General features: G+C 39.3%; 13 protein-coding genes and 1 pseudogene. 13 read left to right on the top strand and 1 reads right to left on the bottom strand.

Translation table 11 applies throughout. The features are described from left to right. Positions 1-4 precede the first annotated feature (4 nt). From I6N95_RS21625 to I6N95_RS21600, 7 genes and pseudogenes are all read left to right on the top strand, one after another. Positions 5-1000: an LPXTG cell wall anchor domain-containing protein gene (locus I6N95_RS21625; protein WP_209531448.1), complete on the top strand. Its 996-nt coding sequence runs from the start codon at positions 5-7 to the stop codon at positions 998-1000. Between the two features lie 312 nt (positions 1001-1312). Further along, the gene (locus I6N95_RS21620; protein ID WP_209531447.1) at positions 1313-3226 is read left to right on the top strand and encodes a glycoside hydrolase family protein; all 1914 of its coding nucleotides are present in this window, start codon (positions 1313-1315) and stop codon (positions 3224-3226) included. Positions 3227-3983: 757 nt separating this feature from the next. Continuing rightward, positions 3984-5171 (top strand): MFS transporter, encoded by a 1188-nt coding sequence (locus I6N95_RS21615; RefSeq protein ID WP_209531446.1) that lies wholly within the window; start codon positions 3984-3986, stop codon positions 5169-5171. Between the two features lie 14 nt (positions 5172-5185). Next, entirely contained in the window at positions 5186-6391 is a 1206-nt protein-coding gene (locus I6N95_RS21610) for a MalY/PatB family protein (protein WP_209531445.1), read from the top strand. Between the two features lie 146 nt (positions 6392-6537). Further along, entirely contained in the window at positions 6538-6681 is a 144-nt protein-coding gene (locus tag I6N95_RS21605) for a hypothetical protein (protein WP_209531444.1), read from the top strand. Positions 6682-7063: 382 nt separating this feature from the next. Further along, positions 7064-7498: pseudogene (locus I6N95_RS27865) on the top strand (peptidoglycan DD-metalloendopeptidase family protein); the annotation flags it as partial. A 6-nt stretch (positions 7499-7504) separates the two neighbouring features. Next, entirely contained in the window at positions 7505-8797 is a 1293-nt protein-coding gene (locus tag I6N95_RS21600) for a GW dipeptide domain-containing protein (RefSeq protein ID WP_430727557.1), read from the top strand. A 70-nt stretch (positions 8798-8867) separates the two neighbouring features. Here the strand turns inward: I6N95_RS21600 and I6N95_RS21595 are convergent, their stop codons facing one another. After that, complete coding sequence (locus I6N95_RS21595; protein ID WP_209531442.1) at positions 8868-10106, bottom strand: AraC family transcriptional regulator; 1239 nt, start codon at positions 10104-10106, stop codon at positions 8868-8870. Between the two features lie 177 nt (positions 10107-10283). Here I6N95_RS21595 and I6N95_RS21590 point away from each other — a divergent pair, with 177 nt between their 5' ends. The 6 genes from I6N95_RS21590 (at position 10284) to I6N95_RS21565 (ending at position 14976) form a co-directional block, all read left to right on the top strand. Continuing rightward, positions 10284-11039: an SDR family NAD(P)-dependent oxidoreductase gene (locus I6N95_RS21590; protein ID WP_209531441.1), complete on the top strand. Its 756-nt coding sequence runs from the start codon at positions 10284-10286 to the stop codon at positions 11037-11039. Positions 11040-11058: 19 nt separating this feature from the next. Further along, positions 11059-12024, top strand: a complete 966-nt coding sequence (locus tag I6N95_RS21585) for an NAD-dependent epimerase/dehydratase family protein (RefSeq protein ID WP_209531440.1) — start codon at positions 11059-11061, stop codon at positions 12022-12024. Between the two features lie 469 nt (positions 12025-12493). Further along, on the top strand, positions 12494-13066 hold the full coding sequence (locus I6N95_RS21580; RefSeq protein WP_209531439.1) for a hypothetical protein: 573 nt from the start codon (positions 12494-12496) through the stop codon (positions 13064-13066). 5 nt (positions 13067-13071) lie between these two features. After that, entirely contained in the window at positions 13072-13743 is a 672-nt protein-coding gene (locus tag I6N95_RS21575) for a class D sortase (RefSeq protein ID WP_209531438.1), read from the top strand. A 43-nt stretch (positions 13744-13786) separates the two neighbouring features. After that, positions 13787-14644 (top strand): hypothetical protein, encoded by an 858-nt coding sequence (locus I6N95_RS21570; protein WP_209531437.1) that lies wholly within the window; start codon positions 13787-13789, stop codon positions 14642-14644. 86 nt (positions 14645-14730) lie between these two features. Beyond that, positions 14731-14976 carry a hypothetical protein gene (locus tag I6N95_RS21565; protein WP_209531436.1) on the top strand — a complete coding sequence of 82 codons (246 nt, stop codon included), beginning with the start codon at positions 14731-14733 and terminating at the stop codon, positions 14974-14976. Positions 14977-15168 lie beyond the last annotated feature (192 nt).

Below are 15168 nucleotides of genomic sequence, written 5' to 3'. Positions count from 1 at the left end.
GAAAATGAAAAAAATGATGTTTATAGTGATGTTAACTTGTTTGCTTGGTGGTAATTCAATTAAAGTATTAGCTGATGATTCGGAAGTCAATTCAAGTGAGGTATTATCGACTGAACAAACTACTAAGGCCGTTGAAGTTGAAACGAGTGAGACTAGCGAAGTTGCTAATTCTGAGGAAGTAAATTTAAATGCATCGAAAAATGAAAAGAAGAGACAAGATATACCAGATGAAATCAAAGGGAATTGGGTAGCAAATTTTGAGGGGGAAACCCTGAGTTTAGTTTTGGGAGATTATCAGTTAATTACAGATGGTATTGAGTACGTTGTAACAGGCTATACAGCTATTAATAATGTCTATACGATTGTGTGGGATCAAGATGCCTATATTGCTAAATATGGAGATCCTGTTATCTGGAGCCCACAACCATTCATGTTTACTTACAAAAAAGATACCGATACTTTAGAAACTGGTTCTATTATATACTATCGTCAAGGATCTTCAGAGGGGGAACCAACATTCAAGCATGCCCAATTTATTGAAGGTCAGAATTTACCTACTTTCCTAGAGGGAACTTGGAGTGCTCAAGGCGAAGGGTCAAAAGTAATGTGGATAATATCAGGAAAGACGTTAAATGTTAATGGAGTAATTTATGAGATTACGGCCTATGGTATTGATGGTAATGATTACACCCTTTACTGGGATGAGAAGGCTTATACAGACAGATATGGTCAACCTGAAATTTGGAGCCCCCAACCATTCATTTTTTCTTTTGATTCTGACAACGATATATTTGAGGTAGGTCTCCTAACTTTTCATCGAGAAGTTCCAATAAAAACGGAAGTAAAAACAGATGATGAAAAGCAGGAAAAACAGGATTTCAAGAAGAAGACATCCAGTTTATTGCCAAAAACAGATGAAGAAAATAATTTATATCTCTCTATTTTTGGCTGGTTGAGTCTATTGATTAGTGGGGGAGTTTTATTAAAGAAAAACTCTTAATTGAAGGGGAACGCTAAACTAAATAATAGGGGAAATATAGAACTCAAGTTTTATCAAGATGTAACGTTTTACTTTTTGACTTAAAAAAGAACACATTATTCCTTTTTAAGTCAAAACATTTTTAATAATAATTGGAACGCACTCTTTGTAGTGCGTTTTTGCTTTTCATGGGAGTTACCATATTATTCCTTTTTCTTTACCGTTTTTAATACCCAATCAACCTTATGATAAGAGTATATAAGTTATATGAATTAAGCCTGTCAGACGTGATAGGAAAAATTTCAAAAAACAAACGAAAAGAGAGTGAGAAAAATGGCAAATGAAAACATGGTAATATCTCAAGGTGGGATCAATTTAATTAAGAAATGGGAAGGCGTTCGGTTAACATCATATCAAGATTCAGTTGGAGTTTGGACAATTGGATATGGACATACGAAAGGTGTCACCAGTGGAATGTCTATTTCTCAAGCACAAGCAGAGGCATATCTTAAAGATGATATCACAAGTCATGTGGTTCATATGAAAAAAGTAATTAGTGTCAATTTAAATCAGAATCAGTTCGATGCGCTAGCTAGTTTCCATTTTAATTTGGGACCGTATGTTTTACAAAATGATGCAACATTACTAGGTTATATCAACAAAAGTCAGTGGCAAAATGTTGGCACACAGATGAAAAAATACGTCTATGCAGGTGGTTCTGTGCTGCAGGGATTAGTGAATCGCAGAAATGATGAAGTTAATTTATTTTTGACAGCAGTGACCCCACCAGCTTCAACTTACCCAGCTATTGAGGTATATTCTTCTGTAATATTAATTACCAAGGCAACAAACTACTATGATGGTTCAATTATTCCTCAAGCAGTTAGAGGGACCGCTTGCACTGTAATTGAAGCTAAAAATATAACCAAACAATCAAATAGCGTCCGAATTTATAAATTGAAAGAATTGAATCAATGGGTGCTTGAGCAAGATGTAACGAAACAAGTAACAACGTTTGCTTATATCGGCAACTATTCTTCAGTGATTTTAAATGCTGGCGCATCACAATATGTTGACTTAACGACAATTCCAGCGTCTGTTAGAAGTAAAGCTTATACAATTGTTGAGCAAAAAAGTATTGTGAAACGATCTAATAGCGTCCGTATTTATAAATTAAAAGAGTTAAATCAATGGGTAGTGGAGCAAGATGTAACGAAACAAGCAACAACGTTTGCTTACATTGCAAATCATTCATCGGTCATGCTAAATGCCAATGCATCGCAATATTTTGATAACTCAGCAATACCAGTTTCTGTAAGAAGTAAAGCATACACAATTACAGAACAAAAAAGTATTGTGAAACGATCAAATAGTGTCCGTATCTATAAGTTAAAAGAGCTCAATCAATGGGTCGTAGAACAAGATATAACCAAACAAAACACGACGTTTGCTTATATTGCAAATCATTCATCGGTCATGCTAAATGCTAATGCGTCGCAATATTTTGATAACTCAGCAATACCAGTTTCTGTAAGAAGTAAAGCATACACAATTACGGATCAAAAAAGTATTGTGAAACGATCAAATAGTGTCCGTATCTATAAGTTGAAGGAACTAAATCAATGGGCAGTAGAGCAAGATATTACTTTGCAAAGTACAACATTTCCTTACTTAGCAGTTAATAGCTATGTTGTGTTACAATCAAATGCTTCACAATATTATGATAATTCAAGTATTCCGCAATCTGTTAGAGGAAAGAGTTATACAATTACGGATCAAAAAAGTATTGTGAAACGATCAAACAGTGTCCGTATTTACAAGTTGAAAGAACTCAATCAATGGGTAGTAGAGCAAGATGTCAGAGCAACAACTGTAAAACCAGCTGTTGACAAGGGAACATTAGTTGTTGATGAAGCGAAAAAACAATTAGGGATTCCATATAAATGGGCTGGGAAAGATCGCAATGGATTTGATTGTTCGGGGTTAGTGCAATATGTTTATGCAAATGCAGTGAAGATGACGGTCTCAGCGCCTACTGGAAACCAAGAAAAATTAGGTAAGGAAGTTTCACTTAATTCATTATTACCAGGAGACCTCCTTTTTTGGGGACCGAGAGGAAACACTAGTCATGTTGCCATCTTTATTGCTAGTGGTCAGTATATTCATTCTCCGCAAGAAGGTCAAAATGTAAAAGTTGGATATTTCAAAGATTGGGCACCAGCCTTCGCAAGACGAATTTTGAATTAGGACATAAAAAAACGAGAAATGTATCAGTAGCAAATTTTTTTATTATATAGATAGTAAAAAACGCACTCTTAGGTGAGAGAGCGTTTTTGCTATTTTCGGATTTCTACTTTTTTTGACTTCACTTATAGCGACTGTATCTTTCAAAATACTTGTTATTTAAAAAACACACTATTGACAACGTTTTCATCTTATCGTACAATGACCCTGTTAACACAGCCACGACAACTAAATAAATTTTATGGCGTGCTTGCAAGGAGACGGCAATCCCCTTACAAGCCCAGAAAGACTATCGTAACTAGTCCCCCAGTTGCCAAAGCTAGCTGTTACACTAGCTTCATCTATTGTACCTAATTTAAGCGTTTTTTTCTAGTTTTTTTCGTGAAAAACAGGAACTGCTTAGGTTTATTTGGGTATCGTTGCCGGTGTCATTAGTTAGTGGAGAAGGAAATCAACGAGATTAGACGACAAGTCTGGTCTCGTTTTTTGCGTTCTATTCACTGTTTTACTCGATCTGCTAGCTAGACTTCTTGTTTTTTTATCCCTTTTTTCGAGAGAGTGATCGTTGGGAAAACTGGTGGTGTCATAATCATGAGTGAGTTGTCGGGGTGTGTTAGCCATTGGACAGGCCTATCCAATGGTGTCAAGAAGCGCTTCTTAAAAATGATGTCGTCAACAGGATCAAATTCGCTAGCAACTAGTTGAACACAGGAGAAATTCTAGACTTGTTTGAATCATTTTTAGAAGAGGAGTGCATCTTGTGGAAAAAAAGAAGTTACAACTGGGTTTAATTATCTTGATCTTTGTGGCAAATATCGCCACTGGGATTACGCCAGCATTGGCTAAAATCGGCAATGCCTTCCCAGAAGTCGGCCGCTCTCAGCTACAATTAATTATATCGATTGCGGCCTTGTTGAGTTTTTTAGCCTCACTTGCGGCAGGGAAATTACAATCGCTAGTCAGCCAAAAGACCGTCGTTTTAACCGGGGCCGCCTTTTTAGGGTTAGGCTGTTTGCCGTTAATTGTTCAGTCAAATTTTACCTTTTTGTTAATAGTTTCCGTCTTTCTTGGTGGTGGAAGTGGCTTGATGACCGCCACGATTCCCGCCTTAATTGCCCGCTATTTTGAGGGAGAAGCTCGGACCTCCATGTTAGGGAAGAAGACCGGCTATCAAGGGTTGGGTACGATGTTAATGACCTTTATCGGCGGTGTTTTAGCTGTTTATGGCTGGCAATACAACTACGCGATTTTTGTGATAGCGATTATTGCGTTTGTCTTAGGGTTGTTTTTACTGCCTAATGACCCCGTGTTGAAAACAGCCAAAGAAGGAGAGCGGACGGCTGTTGAATCTGATGAGCAAAAATTTGCCGTAGGAAGTTTGACCGTGATCTTATTATTGACCTTAGCTGTCACGTTGACCATGTTGACGTCTGTCTTGTCCAATAATATGGCCTTACATGCGGATATTAATGGCATTGGCGATTCGTCCGTTTCAGGTTTAGCCTTATCGGTCAATAGCCTGGGCACTATTTTAGCAGGCTTTGTGGCAAGCCAAGTAGTCAAAGCCTTAAAATCGAATACTCTTTGGATTAGTTATCTTTTGATGGCGGGGGGCTTGTTGATCATCGGCGTCCTTCATGCAAAAGTCGGCTTAGTCGGAGGCTCTTTCATTTTTGGCTTGGGCTATGGCACGGTCATGACCCGCTTGTTGTATTTGATCACGTCATTGCTGAAATCCACCTCAGTCCCGATGGGCATGAGTTTGTTTTCCGCCTTGACCAGTCTCGGTTTTGCTTTCGCTCCGATGTTGATGAATGGGATAGCAGGCTTGTTTTCAGATAATCTGGCAACAGCCTCCTTTATGGTGGCCTTAAGTTTTGCTTTGGGAATTGCGACGTTAATTTTAGTGACCGATGGTGAGAAAAAATTAGTTGGCAAGATCGTTTAGAAAGGAGTAACAAAATGACGTATAATGGTGAGTATTTTGATCAAGTAATTGATCGCAGAGGGACGATTGCTGGGAAATGGGACGGTTTAGAGTTTTTATATGGTAACAGTGACTTAATTCCGATGTGGGTGGCTGACACAGATTTTAGACCGCCGAGAGAAGTAGTAGACGTAGTGATTGAGCGGGCCAAACACGGTATTTTTGGCTACGGGTTTTATGGTTTTCCCTATAAAGAAGCGGTCATTGATTGGCATCAGCGCCGTAACAAGATCACCTATCAGAAGGACAGTATCTTTTTCACGCCTAATGTTTTGGTTTCGTTAAACAATGTGGTGCGAGCCCTAACAGAGGAAGGGGATCAGGTCTTGTTGTTTAACCCGACCTATGGCCCCTTAGAAAAAGAACCCCTCTTTGCGAAGAGAGAAATTGTTCGAGCCAAGCTGTTGAAAGAAGCGGGCTACTATGAGATTGACTTTAACGCCTTGACACAACTGATTGAAGACCATCAAATCAAGCTCTTTATTCTCTGTAACCCACACAACCCAACTGGGCGAGTTTGGGCCGAAGAAGAGCTGATTCAACTGGTGACCCTCTGTCAAGCCAACAACATTCCGATTGTGTCGGATGAAATTCATTCTGATTTGATCATGCCCGAGCAACACTTTACCCCGTTGATGAAGGTGGTGCGAGCCTTGGACTATGATCAAGTGGTGATGTTAAGTGCCCCAACTAAAACCTTTAATCTAGCGGGCATACAAGCATCTTATTATATCACCGACAATCAAGACTTCATCAAGAAAATTGATCAAGTCAAAGCCTACAGTCACACCGGTGATTTGTTAAACAGTTTTGCTTATCTGGCCTTAACCAAGGCTTATGAACATGGGGCCGATTATGTGGATAGCTTAACTGAGTATCTTTTTAGTAATTACGAGTATTTGGTGGAAGAACTGAAGCCTTTTAGCTTTGTGGAAGTGACGAAGCTAGAAGCGACCTACCTTGTGTGGATTGAGTTGTCATCTATAAATTTAACCGGGAAAGAACTGCGAACCAAGATGGTGGAAAGCGGCGTGGCCATTCAGTCAGGCGATGACTTTTTCGAGGAAGACGGGTTATTCTTTAGAGTCAATATTGGTTGTCCTCGGGAGACTTTAGAAGCAGGGGTGAAGGCCATTGTCGCTTGTTTGAGTGAGCTGGCAAAGGCTGAAGGCATTGAGTAAGGGTTAAGTGGAAGCAACTGGATAGTGTCTAGCAAAGGAGGGCTTGGTCCTTTTAAGGGGAGCGCCAGAAAAAGGTCAACTCTTAAACTGCTCCTACGCTAGTTCTATAACAGACCAACTCTTGTTTTGCGGGAGTTGGTTTGTTTGTGTTTAAGAAGTGTCTATTTGTGGAGCAAATCGGCAATCCGTTGACGTTGACCGGTCAGTCTGAAAATCGCTATAACCATCAATATGACGATTGTTTTTCCAGTTTTTTTATTATTTTGGCAGTTAAAAACAGTTCCTTTTAATCAATGATAGCTAATTTCGAAATTATTAAGCATGTTAACTCCAACTTTTTAATTATCTTAAAAGTGACTAACTATCCATGATTTGAGCGAATAGTATATAAAAAAATTGGTTGTTTTCATGATCTTTAAAAAAAGATGAGAAAGAAATCATTACGTTGATCTGTCAATTATTGACCTATTCATATTGTTAGGAGAATATGAATAGGTCTTCCTTTATTACCTTACGATTACCAGAATCGCCTTTTTTCTTTACCATTTTCTATTATGATCAGCCCTTAAAATAAGAGTATACAAATTTGTGTGATTTAAAGGTATCAGACGTGATATCAACATAGACTGAGCGTATTTAAATAGAAAAAAGAAAAGAGGAAACAATATGTCAAATGGATGGGGATGGCCTTTTCCAAAAGTAGGGGAAGGAAGCTTTTTAGGCGGTCAATTATTTGGAAAGAATCCCGGTGGCGAATTTCGACCAAATGGTTTTCATAACGGGTTGGATTTCGGTTCAGTAGATCATCCGGGAAGTGAAATTTGTGCAGTGCATGAGGGAACAGTCGTTTTTGCCGGTTGGGCACCTTCAGGTTATGAAGCGTTAGGGACCGTCGTAGCAACTAAATCAACAGATGGGTATTATGTAGTGTATCAAGAATTTGGGACAAGTGCAGGGAATATTCGGGTATCAGTCGGTCAAAAAGTAACATTAGGTCAAGTTATCGCAACTCGGAATACCAATCATTTACATTTAGGTGTGACGAAAACGGATTGGTTAAAAGCCCAGTCTTCAGCTTTTACAAATAATGGTGTTTGGTTGGATCCGCGAGTAGTGATTAAGACGGCGGTTTCAGTTCCCGCCCATACAGTTGTTTTATCTACAAAAGATGTTTTTTATCAAGGGGCGTTAAATAGTAATCAATTGATTTATAACATCCCTTACGGTGCAGTGGGGTCGAAAGTTGTCGGCAACACAAAAGACTATCAAAATAAAACGGCAACCGCAATCAAGGAAATTGTGACTCAGTTTACGAATGGCACTAAAGGGACTTGGATTGAAGTAAGTGTGGATGGAAAAATACTGGGTTTGTTAGATAAAAATCACCTCGTCCCATGTACGACGACTTTATCAACGAAGGGTGTATTCTATCAAGGAACATTAAACACTAATCAACTAATTTACAACCGTCCGTATGGCGCACTCGGATCGAAGGTTGTGGGAAACACTAAAGATTATCAAAATAGAACAGCAACAATAACTAAGGAGATTGTAACTCAATTTACGAATGGCACCAAAGGAACGTGGGTTGAAACAAGTGTGGATGGTAAAGTCTTAGGTTTGTTAGATAAGGCTCATCTCGTCCCATGTACAACAATTTTATCAACGACAGATGTTTTTTACCAAGGTACATTGAATACCGATCAATTAATTTATAACATTCCTTATGGCGCTTTAGGCTCAAAAGTTGTAGCAAATACAAAAGACTATCAAAATAAAACAGCGACAGTAGCTAAGGAAATTGTGACCCAATTTACGAATGGTTCGAAAGGAACTTGGATTGAAATAAGTGTTGGTGGAAAAGTCTTGGGTTTGTTGGACAAAGCTCATCTCGTTCCATGTACGACGATTTTATCGATGAAAGAGGTATTTTATCAAGGAACGTTGAAAACGAGACAATTGGTGTATGATCTGCCCTATGGGGCATTAGGGTCTAAAGTAATTGGTAATACCAAAGAGTACGTTAATTCAGTGATTACTGTCACCCAAGAGATAGTCACGAAATTTACTAACGGATTGCAAGGGACTTGGATTGAAATTAGGCTAGATGGAACAGTGTTGGGGTTAGTGGATAAAGCCCATTTAACACCATGCACAACAGTGATGTCAAGTAAAGAAGTGTCGTACCAAGGAACATTAAAAACTGGGCAATTAATTTATGATATTCCTTATGGAGTGCCAGGCTCAAAAGTGATTGCTAATTCGAAGGATTTCCAAAATGAATCAGTCAAAGTAACCAAAGAAATCGTGACTCAATTTACGAATGGTTCTCAAGGGACTTGGATTGAAATTAACTTAAATGGAGAGTTGATTGGATTGATTGATAAGGCACACTTTATTGCTTAATTTAAGTACTTAAGCTTGATAAGTCTCGACATTGAAAATAGCCTCGACTCCTATAAGTATGGATTCGAGGCTATTTACCATCAATTCCTACTTCACCACTCCCATATTTCTCCCGATAAACAGAAGGCGATTCATGCCAGACCTCCTTAAAATGACGGTTAAAGCTGCGAAGGGAGTTATAACCCGTAAACGAGCAAATATCGATGATCTTTTTATCAGTCAAGACAACGAAGTTTTTCGCGAAAATCATCCGCACAAAAATTAATAACTGAGAAAAGTTATAGCCGAACTCATCATAAAGTAACTGGTTGATAGCGGCGCTATTGCTGTAAAAGACCTGCGCAATTTTGACACTGGTTAAAGGCTCAGAATAATTTTCAAATAAATATTGCAAAATATTAAAAGGCGTACTTTGTTTAAAATGAATTGTCAGAGTCCTATCCAACTGCTGATGGCGAAATTCTTTAGGCGTTAGCCCAGTTAGCTTTTTAAATTGGCGGTTAAAGCTTGGGGTTGATTGATAGCCAACAAATTTAGCAATAAAGTCAATGGCTAAGCCAGAAAAGCGCATCATAGAACGGGCATTCATCATTCTGATAGCGGTTAAATTATCACGAAAATTATTGCCTGTCAGTTCTGTTAAGGAAGCATTAATTTCCTTAGCTGAGAGCTCGAACTGGTGGCTGATAGCAGTGATGTTTAAGTCTTCTGAAAAGTGGTAGTGGAGATATTGATAAATAACCCAAGGATTGTTTTTCTGTTTCCTTTTTAATGGTTTACTCTGTTCTCTAATTCGTGAAAAGCTCGCAATTATCTTGTATAAATTTCCCAGCAGTACCAGTTCAAAGTGGGACTGACGAGTGCGATATTCCGTCAGAGATGAGCTGAATAAATAGCTGAGCTCAGAAAAGGTAGACGGGTCAGTTTGAACCAATGGCACATCATTGTATTCAAGCTGGGAAATAAAGCTTTGATTGGTATCATTGGAAACCGAGGCATACATCAACACGTTTAAAGTGGTTTTAAATATCAGGCAATTAAGAGGACGAGTGACCGTTTTAAGGAAATACGTATGGTAGGGAAATAGCCACAAAAAAGTTCCTTCTTTAATCGAGTAGGTCAAATTATTGATGATGATCTCGCCCGCCCCTGCGGTTATCAAAATCAGCAGGAATGAGGAATGGACAGCAGCTGTGGTTGGTTCCACTACTGTCTGTTGGCTGACAAAAATATCGTCAATATTAATCGGCTGTTCTTTATAGTCGGTGCTGGAAAAAGGCAGCAGCTGCTCAAGATGGTGGTTGGTCACTTTTATCAAATCCTTTCCTGATGTTTAATGAAATAGACTAGATTCTAAGGCTATTATAGCACGATTGTCAGTGTTGTTCAGATCAAGTAGGATAAGAATAGTCAACGGTTTGTCCAGATTTTTTTTCGGTTTCACTATATACTTAACATGTTACTAAAATCACAAGGAGGGGTTTTCATGTCAAAAGTAGCATTGGTATCTGGTGGTGCCTTGGGAATCGGTCGAGCAAGTTCATTGCAATTGGCGAAAGATGGGTTTGACTTGGTTATCTGTGATTGGAATCAAGAAGCGGGATTAGCAACGACGGATGACTGTCGTAAGTTAGGTGTTCAGGCAGATTTTATTGAGGCGGATATGAGCAAGGAAGCAGATGTTATCAAATTTGTGGCCTTTGCCAAGGAAAAATACGATCAAATAGATTTTTATTTAAACAATCAAGGGGTCATTCATCAGGCAAAATTATTTCATGAGATAACGGAAGAGGATGCAGATTATGTGATCAATACTAATATTAAAGGCTGTTTCTTTGGGATTAAGCATGTCGTAAAAGAGATGTTAAAACAAGAGGAAGGACATATTGTGGTTTTAGGCTCTTCTTCAGGAATTAAATCTGAAACAGGTTTTGGCGTGTATTCAGCCACTAAGAAAGCGGCTCTTGGTTTAGCTCAAGATGCGGCCATTGAATATGCTAAGAAAAATATTCGGGTAAACACGATTTGTCCCGGTGGTATTGTGACACCCCTGACTCAAATGGTTGGCCAACAGATGATCGCTGATCAGTTTATCCCTCCTAGAGCACCAGATATATTATTAAATGAAGGCGCTTTAGGGGACGTCTCAGATATTGCCCAGCTCGTTTCGTTTTTAGCCTCAGAGGCCTCCCGTTACATGACTGGTGCAGTTATTAGTGTTGACGGTGGTATTACGTTATAAAAGAAAGGACGGAGTGACAATGAAAAAAGTATTTATTTTAGGCGGTACGGGTTTTCTTGGATATTACACCTTAAAAGAATTACTGAATCGAGGCTATGAGGTGGAAACAATGGCGTTACCACCGATGCCAGCTGATGATCTATTACCAGCAGGGGTTAAGTGTGAATTAGGTGATATCAATCAGTTAACTGACGAAGAGATTATTGCAAAACTGTCAGGATGTTATGGTTTTATTTATGCTGCTGGGGCAGATGAACGAATCATCCCCCAAGCTCCTGCGATTAAGTTCTTTTATGAAGCTAATGTGTTGCCGACTCAACGATTAGCCCGCTTAGCTAAAAAGGCTAAAGTAGAAAAATTTGTTGTATTTGGTTCCTACTTTGCTGAGTTTGCCGAGCGCTTGGAATCTTTCAATTTGCGAAATCAAGCATACCCCAATACTCGCTTACTACAGGAACAAATTGCTTTCGCTGAAGGAGAGGGGAGCATGACCGTCAGCAGTTTACGGCTCCCTTATATTTTTGGAACGATGCCAGGTCGCACGCCTTTATGGAAGATGTTTACTGATCAAATCAAAGGCCAGGAGGTCTTCCCTTGCTTAGGTGGTGGCACTGCTATGGTAACCGTTCAGCAAGTGGCAGAAGCCGCAGTTGGCGCTATGGAAAATGGTCAGCATCGAGGAACTTACGCCATCTCTGGAATTAACATGAGCTATCATGAATTTTATCAGCTGATGGTTGATGTCTTAGGTCAAAAGACTGAGCTCCCAGTTCTGCCATTTTCACAGTTAGCAGAAGTCTATCAAGGAATTGATCAACAAGCCGCAGAAGCAGGAAAAGAACATGGTATCCACGCCGCAGTCAGCGCCCAATTACAGGAGGAGAACCTGTATCTTGATCCTCAGGATACCATGCCGATTTTAGGTTACAAAGCCTATGACGTAAGAGCCTCAATTATTGAAACCTTGCAAAAATGTGTGGAGTAGAAGGAGCTGATTTGATTGTTTTAGCACATTGTACAATTTAACAACTACTTAAAGTGTTTTTGTCAATATAGTGGCTGTTTTTCAGATTAAACACATCTAAATAAAGAAAAAAAGCACTCAAGTTTTGGTAATGATTACTTTTGAGTGCTTTTTTTAGGAGTATTTTTTGTCAGGTTTATAGTGATATTAAATCAGAAACGAAGGTTAATGAACAAGCCGAAAGAGAACGAGATAATTTAGCCGTCAGTGATTTACATAGTTTTATGTAACGGAATGTTCATTATATAAAATTAAATAAACGATCGGTTAATGAATTACTCTTAAATGCAAGCCTGTAGATTGGTGATTTTAAAGCGGAAAATGATTTTTGTTTTAAGGTATCTTATGTTAAACTAAGATGGTGCCGTTCGTAAAACCGTTAGGAAAAAGAATAGGCGAACGGCGCGATTAAGTTTATAGGAGGAAGAAAATGAAAAAAATGTTGAGTATGCTGCTAGTAGCGTTAGTCGCTATTGGTTTCGCATTACCCGCATCAGCAGCCGGAGCAATTACAGCTGCTGAACAAAGTATTTTGAATGAGTTGAATGCTGGTGTAACAGCCGGTGGAGGCACATTCTATTTTGCAGCAAGTGATATCGCTCAAGCAGAAAATGAATTGAAAGCCAATGATTTTGACGCAGCGACGTGTCAAACAGTTGTTGGACATATCCAAGCAGCACGTGCCTTGGTTGTGAACAACTCTGCTGGTTTGACAGCAACAAGCTTAAATAACTTGTTAGGTCAATTGCCTAAAGCGATTCAAGATCAAATCTTGGATCACATTTATGCAGCTGCAGATGCTTTGGATTTAGCCATTAGCTCAAACGGAACCGTTGTGAACAAAGCTGGTAAAACAGTGATTGTACCAACAACGAAAGCCAATCCAGTAGTTAAAGCAACGGGTGCTAACTACACAATTAGTTTCTTAGTATTTGGATCATTAATGGTTGCCGCTTTAGGCGCAGCTGTTATTGGTAAAAAATACTCAGCAACAGCAGCTTAAGGGTTATGAAGAAGAAGGGATGGGCATATCTCTATATGCCCCTTCTTTTTTTTATCGCAGGTTATGGGATTCTTTACATCGTGTTAGCACCCGTTCTAAACGTTGTAACGTCAACAGTTAATCTATTAGTATTAAACGAAGCCCCAACCTTTAAAGAAGAAAGAGTGGCACTCTTTGATGAAACTAAAAAAGTCGAGCCAGCTAAGAATACCTCTGAAACGATTCCTTCCAGTAAAGTCAACTATCCCAGTATTGGCGATGAATACGGTCAACTGGTCATTGAAAAATTGGGAATCAAATCAGCTATGACGTTTGGTGATCGACCTGAAGATTTGCGTGTCGGTGTCGGTCATTATAATGGCAGTATTTTTCCAGGAGAAGTGGGGACTACCTTGATTGGTGGTCATAATACGACCGATTTAGCAACGTTAAATCTGATCGAAAAAGGTGACAAGATTACGGTGTTCACTCATTATGGTACTTATGTGTATCAGGTAAATGACACAAAGGAAGCCAGGTTTGATGATGCCTCTGCGATTGAGTCGGTCTTTGAACGAGAAGGCCATCACTTGATTTTATACACCTGTTCACCAGTCGAGATGATTGGGTTAACCGATGAGCGGTTGTTTGTTTATGCGGAATTGCAGTCGGGACCATTGATTGATCCGGAAAATTAAGAAGAAAGCAAGAGAGTATCAGCAAGACGAGGAGAGTTGAGTCATGAAAAATAATAAGCGAACCATCCGTAATATTTCTGTCGGATTTATTGCGTTTATGTGTAGTATCCTGCTGGTAGGGTTAACCTTGATTCTGATAATGGAACGGACCATTATGTCGGCTGATTTTTTAAATAAAGCAGCGGTTAAATCGGATTATTACACAGCATTAACCAAACAAGTCACAGTTCAAATTCAAGATATTGGGCTAGGCAGTGGCATTCCTCAGGATGTGCTGGAGGAAGTCGTAGATGTCAAACAAGTCCAACGTGATTTTGAGTCTTACAGCTATCAGGCCTATATGGGGAATGCTTTGACCATCGAGCAAGCGCCGTTTTTAGAACAAATCAGCGGTCTCATCTACGATTATGGTGCCACTAAAGGTCAAAAACTAACACCTGAAAATGTTCAGGGGGTTAAGTTGTTTTCAGAGAAGTCCTACGATGTTTACAGTGATTTTATTAATTTACCATACTTGCCAGCTGTTGGTCAGCGAATTCAAGCCTTTGCCAGTAATTTAGTCTTACTACAAGTCATTTTAGGGGTCAGTGTGCTCTTAATGTTGATGTTGATCGTTTACTTATTACACGGCTGGTGGCATCGCTTGTTGCGTTATATGGCGTATATTTTTAGCGGCAGCGGTTTGATGTTGATCGTGTTGCCAGCAGCAATTTTGTGGAGTGGGATTATCAAACGCGTGTCAATCGCCTCGCCACCGCTTTACAAATTAATTACCACGTATTTGTCTAGTAGTTTAATGGTGTTGATATACGTAGGAGGGGCGTTCTTATTAGTCTCGCTGATTTTCGCAGGTATTTCGACAATTTTACGGAAACATCAGTCTTCTGTCAAAATGTGGTAAAAGGAGCGCCGTTTTTACTGAGAGACCTTGGTTTAGGAGAGGACAACAATGAGAGCGGACCAGCAAGTCAATAAGGAGTGGCAACTATGGAGGAAGAAGCAGTTATGCAGCTTAAGTTTCGCGGTCGGGAAACAACTCGACATACTTACGTCCAGTTAAGCGGGGGAAGTCACATGCCTTTTTGGCGTCATGACTTGAAATTTAGTGCTGTTATCGGGTTATTATCAACCATCAATCGCAAAGACTACGGGGAGAACGAAGCAGAACTTGAGCGAGCCTGTCAGGAGATTGAAGCGTTGGTCAAGGAATTGAGGGAGCAGTCATCAGTGTGAACTTAAAAGAGAAATAGTCTTTAAAAATTAGTAAAAAAGGATCAAAAATCTGTAAAAGATTTTTGATCCTTTTTTTATATGTTTTGAAAACCACCTGCTATGCGGGTGGTTCCTTAGAGCTTCCAGCGAGGTATTAAAAAAGCCTCCTAAAATGTTAAACTGATATTGGTTTCCCGACCGTATCATTAACAT

The sequence above is a fragment of the Vagococcus allomyrinae genome, assembly GCF_017829975.1.
In the GTDB taxonomy this organism is placed as follows: Bacteria; Bacillota; Bacilli; order Lactobacillales; family Vagococcaceae; genus Vagococcus_D; species Vagococcus_D allomyrinae.
This window is presented reverse-complemented; position numbering and strand designations above follow the sequence as displayed.

Coding starts and splice junctions, on each gene's coding strand:
- I6N95_RS21565 (WP_209531436.1), top strand. CDS start 14,731: ATGGAGGAAGAAGCAGTTATGCAGCTTAAGTTTCGCGGTCGGGAAACA.
- I6N95_RS21590 (WP_209531441.1), top strand. CDS start 10,284: ATGTCAAAAGTAGCATTGGTATCTGGTGGTGCCTTGGGAATCGGTCGA.
- I6N95_RS21585 (WP_209531440.1), top strand. CDS start 11,059: ATGAAAAAAGTATTTATTTTAGGCGGTACGGGTTTTCTTGGATATTAC.
- I6N95_RS21620 (WP_209531447.1), top strand. CDS start 1,313: ATGGCAAATGAAAACATGGTAATATCTCAAGGTGGGATCAATTTAATT.
- I6N95_RS21575 (WP_209531438.1), top strand. CDS start 13,072: ATGAAGAAGAAGGGATGGGCATATCTCTATATGCCCCTTCTTTTTTTT.
- I6N95_RS21580 (WP_209531439.1), top strand. CDS start 12,494: ATGAAAAAAATGTTGAGTATGCTGCTAGTAGCGTTAGTCGCTATTGGT.
- I6N95_RS21610 (WP_209531445.1), top strand. CDS start 5,186: ATGACGTATAATGGTGAGTATTTTGATCAAGTAATTGATCGCAGAGGG.
- I6N95_RS21625 (WP_209531448.1), top strand. CDS start 5: ATGAAAAAAATGATGTTTATAGTGATGTTAACTTGTTTGCTTGGTGGT.
- I6N95_RS21570 (WP_209531437.1), top strand. CDS start 13,787: ATGAAAAATAATAAGCGAACCATCCGTAATATTTCTGTCGGATTTATT.